Raw genomic sequence first — 9,312 nt, 5'->3', positions numbered from 1 at the left:
ATCACAGGAGTAAGGTTTCATTCTACAGGCACTTAGACGTTGATATACTCCATCATCCCATACTGTATTGCACTCAAGCAGGAACTGCTATAAACCGCAGTTTGAACGTTGGGCTTGCCGTTTCAAACAGCGAAAAGCCGCCAGCTTCAAAGCAGGTCATGGCAACGCCGCAGGTGAGAAAACGCGGTTCAGCTGCCGCCAGTGTGGTCGCCCAATAAGAGCCAAAGCTGAGACCATGCACAACGATCCGACTGGGATCGATCTCTGGACGGGCAGCCGCCAAGTCGAATGCAGATGAACCCAATTTACCGTAGGTGTCCGGGTCGTACCAGACCTCCCGAATCAGCGCCTCGCCCTGCCCCGGGCCATTGATCGCCAGAACCGCGAAGCCTCGCTGCAACCACTTGTCCCCGTCCATCGCCACTGATAGCTCTTTCCAGCCGTCCATACCGGAGATAATCGCAACACAGGGAACTTGATCGCCATGCTTGTATGTCGGTGGGAGGGAGAAAATTGCTGGTACCGATCGATCCTCAAACGGCACATCGATGCGCTCGATGTGCCGACCCGCGAGCTGGATGAACTTGGCATAGCAATCCGTCTTCTTCTGATTCAGATCGAGATTCAGAGGTGTGTTTGCCTCGATCGACCACTGCGCTCCACCATAAAGAATGAATGCTAGCTGTAAAAAAGCTCTCACGGGCTGTAGAATCATGTCCCAGCTTTAGTTCGGCTTCGGCACGCAGCTCGCGGCGTCGCGCCGCCTGCATGAACTCGCGTGTCATGTCGTTGTAAGTCTTGATTCGCTGGCGCAGTCCGATGAAGTCACCTTGCGAATCGTGTCCGCAAGTACTGGACATATAGCCCAGACGACCCTGATCCCAATCGGGTCCCATCAGGCTGATGATTGCATCTAATAGCCAGCGTTGTTCTGAGAGCCGTTTCGCGCGGCGGGTAATATTGAAAGGCATTGTAGGCATGAGTTTACTCCTTTGTTCGAGGATTTTCATGGCGTAGAGCCTTCGGCGGTCTCTCGTCTCGGCAACTGCGATCGCAAGAGAGCGTGTGCTTTGCACCATCGCATTTGTGGCGAACCTGTAATCACCGTAGAGGCGTTCTTGAAACTCAGTGCATATTCAGCAGCAGAATCAGCGGCAGCCCTTACAGTGGCATTCGCCAGTCCACTTCGCGCATACTCTTGGAAGCGATTACTTCCTGGAAAATGCCAGGATGGTGCTCGACACCGGGAATGCTTTCTTCACCCGGTTTGTAGCTGCCGTGAGTCGCATTCCAGGCGTCTGCACTTTCCCAAAGCGCGATGTTGATGTATCGAAAGGTTCTATCACCGACACCCGTGTTTTTGTGCAGGTGGGTTTCAATGAAACCGGGTGTGCTGGAGAAGACTCGCGTGGTCTCGTTCCAAGCTCTCAAGAATTCTTCTTTGTCTGCGGGAACGACAAAGGGATTGATTAAAGCAACTGGCATATTTTTTTATCTCCGTTGACTGTGGATTGTCGTTAAAACGGCGTTTGGCGATGATGCTGTATACGTTCTCGAAATTGAGATGCTGAAATCATGCAGCTTTTGTAGAATCATCTGAACTCAATCATCGACGGTGTCAAAGGGGCGTACAGGTTACAAATAAATAGTACTGATCAGTACTATTATGGTATCAACTTCAAAGATATTTGCAAGCCCGATATGTAAAGAAGAATAAAGCAGCCCTCCTGTTAGCGCCTGAATCTAGCAATAGATATCGCTATAGTTAGGTTTGGAAGGTTACAAAGTCCGATTCAGAAATGAGCAAACAAGGCCCCAAAGTCAAAAAGCGTGGGCCCGGGCGACCCCGTGCAGATGAACGTGATTTGCGGAATGAGGCGATTCTAGAAGCCGCGACTGCGGTGTTTCTCGAACAGGGTTTTGCCCGCGCCAGCACAGATGAAATTGCAAACCGAGCGGGTGCTTCTAAGCAGACGATTTACTCGCTTTATCCCAGCAAGGCGGCACTCTTCGCCGCACTGATGAAGCGTCGCTCCGAAAAGCTGGTCGATCCCGTCGCTTCTGCCATCCTCCGCCAAGATGCGCCTGCCCACGAAGTCTTGTATCAGTATGGGTTGCAGGTTTTGCGTGCGAATTTGAATGATGATGGTCAGCGATTGCAAAGGCTGTTGGTCGCTGAAGCGCCTGTGTTTTCTGATCTTGGCAATGCATTTTGGCAGAATGGACCGGGTTGGGGGCGAGAACTCGTGAAGCAGTATTTAGAGTCGTTGGTGCAGCGCCAAATTCTCTCGATCGAAAACACTGAGCTTGCAGCAGACCATTTTATGAGTATTGTGTTCGGTTGGCCTATGCTCCGCACCAGTTTTCAGCTACCCTCGTTGTTTCAAACTGACGAAGCGCTAGCACAGTGGGTTCAGAGTGCTGTAGACGTATTTTTGCGGGCACACATGGGTACAGAGTAGACTTGTTCACAAATCAGCGTTTTGAGGTAAATGGCACTAAGAAAAGCTTTAAGCTATGCTCTGTAGGAATTACAGTCAGTAGACTGAAAAGTTTTGCGATGCCCACAGCGGGCTACGCCTACGCTAAAAAATAGTAGTGTATGATACCATTTTTTGGGAAATCTTCAAAAAGAGATTGTGAGGGATGAATTATAACCTTAGCTTATGGATTAACCGCTTAAAATCAACCCTAGCTAGGCTCAGTCAGATAAACTTCACAAGCTACCCCATAATAGCGGTCTATTGGTTGACGTAAAAACTCTCTTCACTGTTTGAGGGTAAATAGACGAGAGAAAACTTGAATAAAACAGAAGAATATAGGCATAGTCGTTATGAAATTCGCCACTACGTGATGTTATCCGGAATTCAATCTCGGCTTCACCCAGATTCAGTTTGGTCAAAATTAAATAGCGTTAGTATGGTAAAGTCCGTCCGCTCGTTAGATGGTAAAACAACAGTGGAAACTTGTTATTTTATTAGTAGCCTTGAAGAAGATGCGAAAATATTTGCCAATTCTGTCCGTAATCATTGGGGGATAGATAATTCATTGCATTGGATATTAAATGTAGCTTTAAAAGAAGATGACTGTCGGGTTAGGAAAGATAATGCTCCATAGAATTTTGCAGTTTTGCGGCAGATTACAGTCAATCTTCTAGATAAAGAAAAGCGAGTTAAACGTGGAATTAAAAATAAACAGTTTCTGGCAGCAATGGATAACAACTACTTAGCAAGAGTTTTAGCGTTATACCAATTTTATATGAAGCTGTTTTATATGAAGCTGCATATAATGGATAAATCAAACTTGATAAATTAAAATAACCATGAGCCGCCCTTTTAAAATTGAAATCGCAGAGAGCGAAGAAGAACTTAAAAAACGTCTACAAACAGCGAATTTAGGAAACTAAAAAGAAAAGCTTATTATGCTGTGGTGGATAAAAAGCGGGCAGGTTAAGGAGCAACAAGAAATCGGAAAACGCTTGGCAAAAGATACTTCAACGGTCGTGAGATGGTTGCAGAAGTACAGAACTGATGGGATATCAGGCTTATTAGAAATCAAAAAAGCTCTTCTTGTGCAAAACGGAAAATCGATGATGCTGTGATCGCTCTATGATGAATAGCTGTGTCAGTATCTTTTTGTCTAAAGAACATACTTTTGAATACCGATATTGAATAGCTCACTTGAACTCACAACATAAGTAAAGCTAAGAAATCAGCCAAAAAGGTAAGAGCAACTTTTGCACCAGAACATAGTTCTGATACTGATACACTATTATTTTTTAGCGTTCACAAAACTTTTCGGTCTCCTGAATTTTAATATCTCTTTTGCTGACCATAATTGTAAATGCACCAAAAATATTATGACTAATATTTAGCCAATAATAAATATTCCTTACATGTCAAGCATGGTAACATTTTTAGTATTAACAGATATTAATTCAGATTGGGATAATCTAGTTCAGATTATTGAAATTTTGTTGATTTGTTTTATTTATCATTCTCTAATTTTTTACAATTATCTATAATATTTTGATATCTTTTTTAGTTTTTATTAGGAAATAAGATGCGTTTCCCCTGTTGTTTTTGCAGAGTTTAAATAAATACCTATCCCACAACCATTTTTATTACTACTCAACTGCGATGTGTCTGAACATGAGCATCAGAAAACATAAATAAATATTAATATCTTCATAGCTATATATGAACGAATAGTTAAATAATCTTAGGAGAAATAAAAATAGCTGGGATTTGCATCGGCAGTTGTATTTGCTGGATAGAGTGATGCAGATCCTCTCTAAACCTAAAATAACAATTTTTTAGCAGGCTGCGGCAGGCATCGTGAGTCGGTGACTGCCGAGAAACCTTGCGCTTGAACATGAAGGAAGCAACAATGAGTAGCAATCTAGCCATCAAACTGCGCTCTGGAACTCAACAAGCCCACACATCAGCAGAAAATGTGGCATTCATGAAATGTTTTTTACAAGGAGTAGTGGATAGAGACTGCTTCGCCAAGTTCTTAAGTAACTTGTATTACGTCTACAGCGAACTAGAAGCAGCATTAGAGAGCCATAGAGAACATCCTGTAATTAGTGTAGTTTACTTTGTGGAACTTAATCGCCAATCCTCACTTGAAAAAGACATGGTATTTTATTATGGGGATAATTGGAGAGAGCAAGTTACACCTTCACCTGCTGCCCAGACCTACATTGACCGCATTCGGGAAATTTCTGCTAGTGAACCAGCCTTGTTGCTAGGTCATGCCTACACTCGCTACATGGGCGATCTTTCTGGGGGTCAAATGCTACAAAAAGTTGCTCAGTCAACCCTGAAGCTTTCTGGCTATGAAGGCACATCCTTTTACAACTTTGAGCAGATTTCTGACAAAAAGGCATTTAAGGATAAGTATCGTCAGGCATTAAATGCATTACCCGTTGATGATATAACAGCAGAACGGATTGTTGCAGAAGCTAATAATGCCTTTGGGTTTAATTTAAAGATTGCTCAAGAGTTAGAGGGAAGTTTAATTAAAGCACTCGGTCAAGTTCTCTTCAATAGCCTCACTCGTTCTCAGAATTCAGGTAGCGCTGAAATAGCTGCGGCTAATTAATTTTGTCATTGGGCATTGGGTAAAGAGGCAGAAGTACAGGGGGAAGGGTACAGAGAAGAGGAATTTTCCCCCTGCTCCCTGCTCCCCCACTCCCCCACTCCCCACAGACGCGATTAATCGTGTCTCTACCTACTCCCTTCATTCATTGGAAAGCAACTCAATGGTTTTTCTATTACCTGGTGTCAAGTTTGATCTGGATCTGATCCAAAAGTACGATACTCGCGCACCTAGATATACCAGTTATCCGCCCGCTACAGAGTTAAGCGAAACATTTACTGAAACTGATTTTAAGGCCGCGATCGCAGCATCTAATCAACGCAAAACCCCTCTTTCTTTATATTTCCATATCCCTTTTTGCCAAAGTGCTTGCTACTTCTGCGGCTGTAATACAGTAATTTCCAACAACAAAAATATTGCTAAACCTTACGTGGAGTTTTTGGTTCAAGACATTAAAAACACTGCAGCTTTAATCGATCAAGATAGAAAAGTGCTGCAAATCCACTGGGGAGGTGGTACTCCTAATTACTTGGATCATCATCAAGTAGAATTTTTATGGAAAAACATCAATCGTTATTTCAACATCGATCCCCAAGCAGAAATCTCAATTGAGATTAATCCCCGCTATATCGATAAAAACTACATTTTCTTTCTGAGACGGATTGGGTTTAACCGCATTAGTTTTGGCATTCAAGATTTTAATCGCCAAGTTCAAGTAGCTGTCAATCGTGTCCAGCCAGAAGAAATGCTCTTTGATATCATGAGTTGGATCAAAGAAGCTAAGTTTGAAAGTGTGAATGTAGACCTAATTTATGGTTTACCTTATCAAACTCGCGAGACATTTCAAAAGACGCTGAAAAAGACGATTGAATTAGATCCTGACCGAATTGTTGTCTTTAACTTTGCTTATGTACCGTGGCTCAAACCGACGCAAAAAAATATTCCTCAAGAGGCGCTACCTCCAGCAGAGGAAAAGTTAGAGATTCTGAAAATGACTATTGAAGAATTGACAAATAACCAATATTTATTTATTGGGATGGATCATTTTGCTAAAACTAATGACGAATTAGCGATCGCTCAACATAATGGCACTCTCAAACGCAATTTTCAGGGTTATACTACCCACGCTGAAACAGAATTATTTGGTTTTGGTGCCACATCCATCAGTATGTTAGAAGATGCTTATGCCCAAAACCACAAGGAATTAAAGGATTATTATCAGACACTAGCAGCCAATACTTTACCTATTAGTAAAGGTATCAAACTCACTCAGAATGATATTATTAGACGTGATGTAATTATGGGTATTATGTCTCATTTTCAACTTTATAAGCAAGATATTGAAAACAAATATCATATTAGTTTTGATCAATATTTTTCTGAAGAACTAAAGGCGTTAAAACCACTAGAAGCCGATGGTCTCGTCAGTTTATCAAAAAATCAGATCCAGATTACAGATATCGGTAGATTACTAGTAAGAAATATTGCTGTCATATTTGATACTCATACAAGAACGCGAGAGACAAAGTTTTCCCGCGCTATTTGATATCGCTTCTGCAAATATTTACCACATATTATCCCCTCAATCTACCTTAAAAATAAAAGTTGAGGGAATCTTATTAAGACTATAGTAATCCGATTTTTTTCAACTTATTTGCGTGGTGCATGAAAACTAGTGCAAGCGTGATAGGCGGTCAAAAAGCAATTGGAAAAAAGAATGCAACAAATACACAATTTGTAGAAATATGATTCATTTTGTCTTCACCCAATAATGTGTTACAATCATTAATTAAATTGGTATTTTTAAATAAAAAATGTATAACAAAAAGCTTATTTATTTACTTAGATAGATAATTAATAATAAATTATTTCCTTTAAAATTATTACTAATTTGAAAATAAATATTATTAATATATCCACAAAAAGTTAAATATAAAATTTATGCCTTAAGATAGAGATAAAAAAATAGATTGAACAATATTTATTTTATTGAGAATAATTATCTTCAAGGCTAAATATTTTTAATAACTTAAAAATGAATGCAAAAACTTTCGTTTGATATGTTATGTAAAATGTAAAAAATGCATTTTCTCATCCAATCTGGATATAACTGGATATAAATTATTTTGTATAACTTTTGGATTTAGCATTTACCCCATCTGGTAGAAAGAATTTGGAATTAGAGTTGATAACTTAGATATAAGTGAGATTGTTGAGGCGGTTATGAGTATTATTGCTTGGATAGTTTTAGGACTTTTGGCAGGTGCAATTGCTAAAGCTATTTATCCTGGCTATCAAGGTGGTGGAATTCTCTCCATAATGATTTTGGGTATCATTGGTGCTTTCGTTGGTGGAAGTCTGTTTACCTTGCTACGAACAGGAACTCTGCAAATTACTTCGGCTGGCGCTGGTTTAACTCTCCCTGGTATTTTAGTAGCTGTGCTCGGTGCAATTGTTGCTATTTATATATGAGAATTAATCAGAAGAAGCAGAAATGCATAATCGCTGATTGGCAGTTATCAACACTCACATGAATACTGTATTTTATCAGTCTTTTAGTTGACCAATTTGAGAAGCTATTAAAGATAAAATTAGCTCTTACTGGCTGGAAAAAACTAAAAGACAATAAAATAGCCGATCCTTTGTAACATCATAATTTTGGGAAGTGTAAATCTATGTTTTTTCACAAGAAAGAGCCTATTCATGCAGTTAACATTAGTGAACCAAACCCTCGTTTTGCTCAGTTGCTTCTAGAGCAGTTTGGCGGAGCTACTGGAGAACTTAGTGCAGCACTTCAATATTGGGTTCAATCATTCCATGTCGAAAATGCTGGCATTAAAGACATGCTTCAAGACATTGCGATTGAGGAATTCAGCCATTTAGAAATGGTTGGGAAGCTCATCGAAGGTCATACCAAAAATGTGGATCAAACAGAGGCTTATAAAAGTACTCTCTTTGCGATCCGAGGAGTTGGGCCTCATTTTCTAGATAGTCAAGGTAATGCTTGGACTGCAAGTTACTTGAATGAAGGTGGAGATGTCGTGCGTGATTTAAGAGCTAACCTTGCAGCCGAAGCTGGTGCTCGCCAGACTTACGAAGAATTGATTAAGTTGGCAACTGACAAAGGAACCCAAGAGACTTTAGTCCATCTGTTAACACGAGAAATTTCTCATACCCAGATGTTTATGAAAGCTCTAGATTCGCTAGGTAAGTTGACAGATCCATTCTTTGGTAATATTAAGCCAGATGAAACTGTTGCTCTTTACTACAACCTATCTACAAACGGAAATGGTAAAGATGAGCGTGGCCCTTGGAATTCTGAGCCAACGTTCAAATACATTGCTAATCCGCTAGAAAGCCAAAGCCACGCCTAATTGTATAGATTGCAGTTAGAGTATAGATTGATTTGATTTTGAGCGAAGAGATTTTTGGTGTATTATGAAAAACTCCCAATCATCTTATGAAGAAACAGCCCACCTTATTTAGCAATTTTTAGGCTGTTTAATTACATCTGGTAAGCAAAAAATTCCCGACTTTTTAATAAGTCGGGAATTCTTGCTGAGTATTTGGCTATTACACTCAATTTAAAATAGCTATAGCTATAAATATTCAGCCACACTGAAAAAGTTAGAGCGATCGCTTCTTGAATTTCTATCCCGACATTTCTGACTTCAGAAATTAATTCAACTCAAAATCAAAACTCAGAATCAGGAGATTCACTTGTGATTGTCAACACTACACTAAATGGTTGGGAAGTCATTTATATGAAACAATAGCTGCAATTTCTCATCATGATGATCTAGAAAAAGAGTGGGAAGAAGATATTCTGACTGAAGCAGGTGCGCCAAAGGACTTCACCCTCTCCACAAATGCCTATGTAGATGCAGGTATCGATATAATTGGCTAATTTGGCAAAGAATGCCCTATACCGTGGAAGATGGGTAGCTCTATTAATTTCCATGCACATCAGCCGTTTAAATGAGCCAAGCCGGGGTAAGTCTTCAAAATTAAGACAAACTTTTAGACGAGTAATCCCTCTTTTGTTACCTTCGGGGAAGAAAAATAGGAGAAGATTAGCTAGCTATAGAGAAATGAATCAGAGAAGCTCGAAAACCATTCATCAATTCAATCAACTTAAAGAAACAACGTTTCATCCCAGGAATATTGAATACATCTAACCAAGGTAAAAGCAAATGGTAGAAGATATAA

At 40.2% G+C, this 9,312-nt stretch carries 9 protein-coding genes and 2 pseudogenes; 9 read left to right on the top strand and 2 right to left on the bottom strand.

Going from position 1 to position 9,312, the window contains the following annotated elements; genetic code table 11:
* Window positions 1–73: 73 nt before the first annotated feature.
* The gene (locus V7K89_RS26225; RefSeq protein WP_335192401.1) at window positions 74–715 is read right to left on the bottom strand and encodes an alpha/beta hydrolase family protein; all 642 of its coding nucleotides are present in this window, start codon (window positions 713–715) and stop codon (window positions 74–76) included.
* A 446-nt stretch (window positions 716–1,161) separates the two neighbouring features.
* Window positions 1,162–1,485: an antibiotic biosynthesis monooxygenase family protein gene (locus V7K89_RS26220; protein ID WP_335192398.1), complete on the bottom strand. Its 324-nt coding sequence runs from the start codon at window positions 1,483–1,485 to the stop codon at window positions 1,162–1,164.
* Between the two features lie 314 nt (window positions 1,486–1,799).
* Between V7K89_RS26220 and V7K89_RS36095 the strand changes: the two are divergent.
* From V7K89_RS36095 to V7K89_RS36090, 9 genes and pseudogenes are all read left to right on the top strand, one after another.
* Window positions 1,800–2,009, top strand: a pseudogene (locus tag V7K89_RS36095) (TetR/AcrR family transcriptional regulator); the annotation flags it as partial.
* 12 nt (window positions 2,010–2,021) lie between these two features.
* Window positions 2,022–2,462 carry a TetR/AcrR family transcriptional regulator C-terminal domain-containing protein gene (locus V7K89_RS26215; protein ID WP_335192395.1) on the top strand — a complete coding sequence of 147 codons (441 nt, stop codon included), beginning with the start codon at window positions 2,022–2,024 and terminating at the stop codon, window positions 2,460–2,462.
* Window positions 2,463–2,799: 337 nt separating this feature from the next.
* Window positions 2,800–3,117: an ISAs1 family transposase gene (locus V7K89_RS26210; protein WP_335192392.1), complete on the top strand. Its 318-nt coding sequence runs from the start codon at window positions 2,800–2,802 to the stop codon at window positions 3,115–3,117.
* Window positions 3,118–3,421: 304 nt separating this feature from the next.
* A complete protein-coding gene (locus V7K89_RS26205) occupies window positions 3,422–3,601 on the top strand; it encodes a helix-turn-helix domain-containing protein (RefSeq protein WP_335192390.1) in 180 nt (59 codons plus the stop codon).
* A 788-nt stretch (window positions 3,602–4,389) separates the two neighbouring features.
* Window positions 4,390–5,106 (top strand): biliverdin-producing heme oxygenase, encoded by a 717-nt coding sequence (locus V7K89_RS26200; protein ID WP_335192388.1) that lies wholly within the window; start codon window positions 4,390–4,392, stop codon window positions 5,104–5,106.
* Between the two features lie 160 nt (window positions 5,107–5,266).
* Complete coding sequence (gene hemN / locus V7K89_RS26195) at window positions 5,267–6,649, top strand: oxygen-independent coproporphyrinogen III oxidase (protein ID WP_335192385.1); 1,383 nt, start codon at window positions 5,267–5,269, stop codon at window positions 6,647–6,649.
* Window positions 6,650–7,326: 677 nt separating this feature from the next.
* Window positions 7,327–7,575 (top strand): GlsB/YeaQ/YmgE family stress response membrane protein, encoded by a 249-nt coding sequence (locus tag V7K89_RS26190; RefSeq protein WP_335192383.1) that lies wholly within the window; start codon window positions 7,327–7,329, stop codon window positions 7,573–7,575.
* Window positions 7,576–7,778: 203 nt separating this feature from the next.
* Complete coding sequence (locus tag V7K89_RS26185; protein ID WP_335192381.1) at window positions 7,779–8,477, top strand: manganese catalase family protein; 699 nt, start codon at window positions 7,779–7,781, stop codon at window positions 8,475–8,477.
* Window positions 8,478–8,857: 380 nt separating this feature from the next.
* Window positions 8,858–9,113, top strand: a pseudogene (locus V7K89_RS36090) (DUF3891 family protein); the annotation flags it as partial.
* Window positions 9,114–9,312 lie beyond the last annotated feature (199 nt).

It is taken from the genome of Nostoc sp. (assembly GCF_036917515.1).
GTDB lineage: Bacteria > Cyanobacteriota > Cyanobacteriia > Cyanobacteriales > Nostocaceae > Nostoc.
This window is presented reverse-complemented; position numbering and strand designations above follow the sequence as displayed.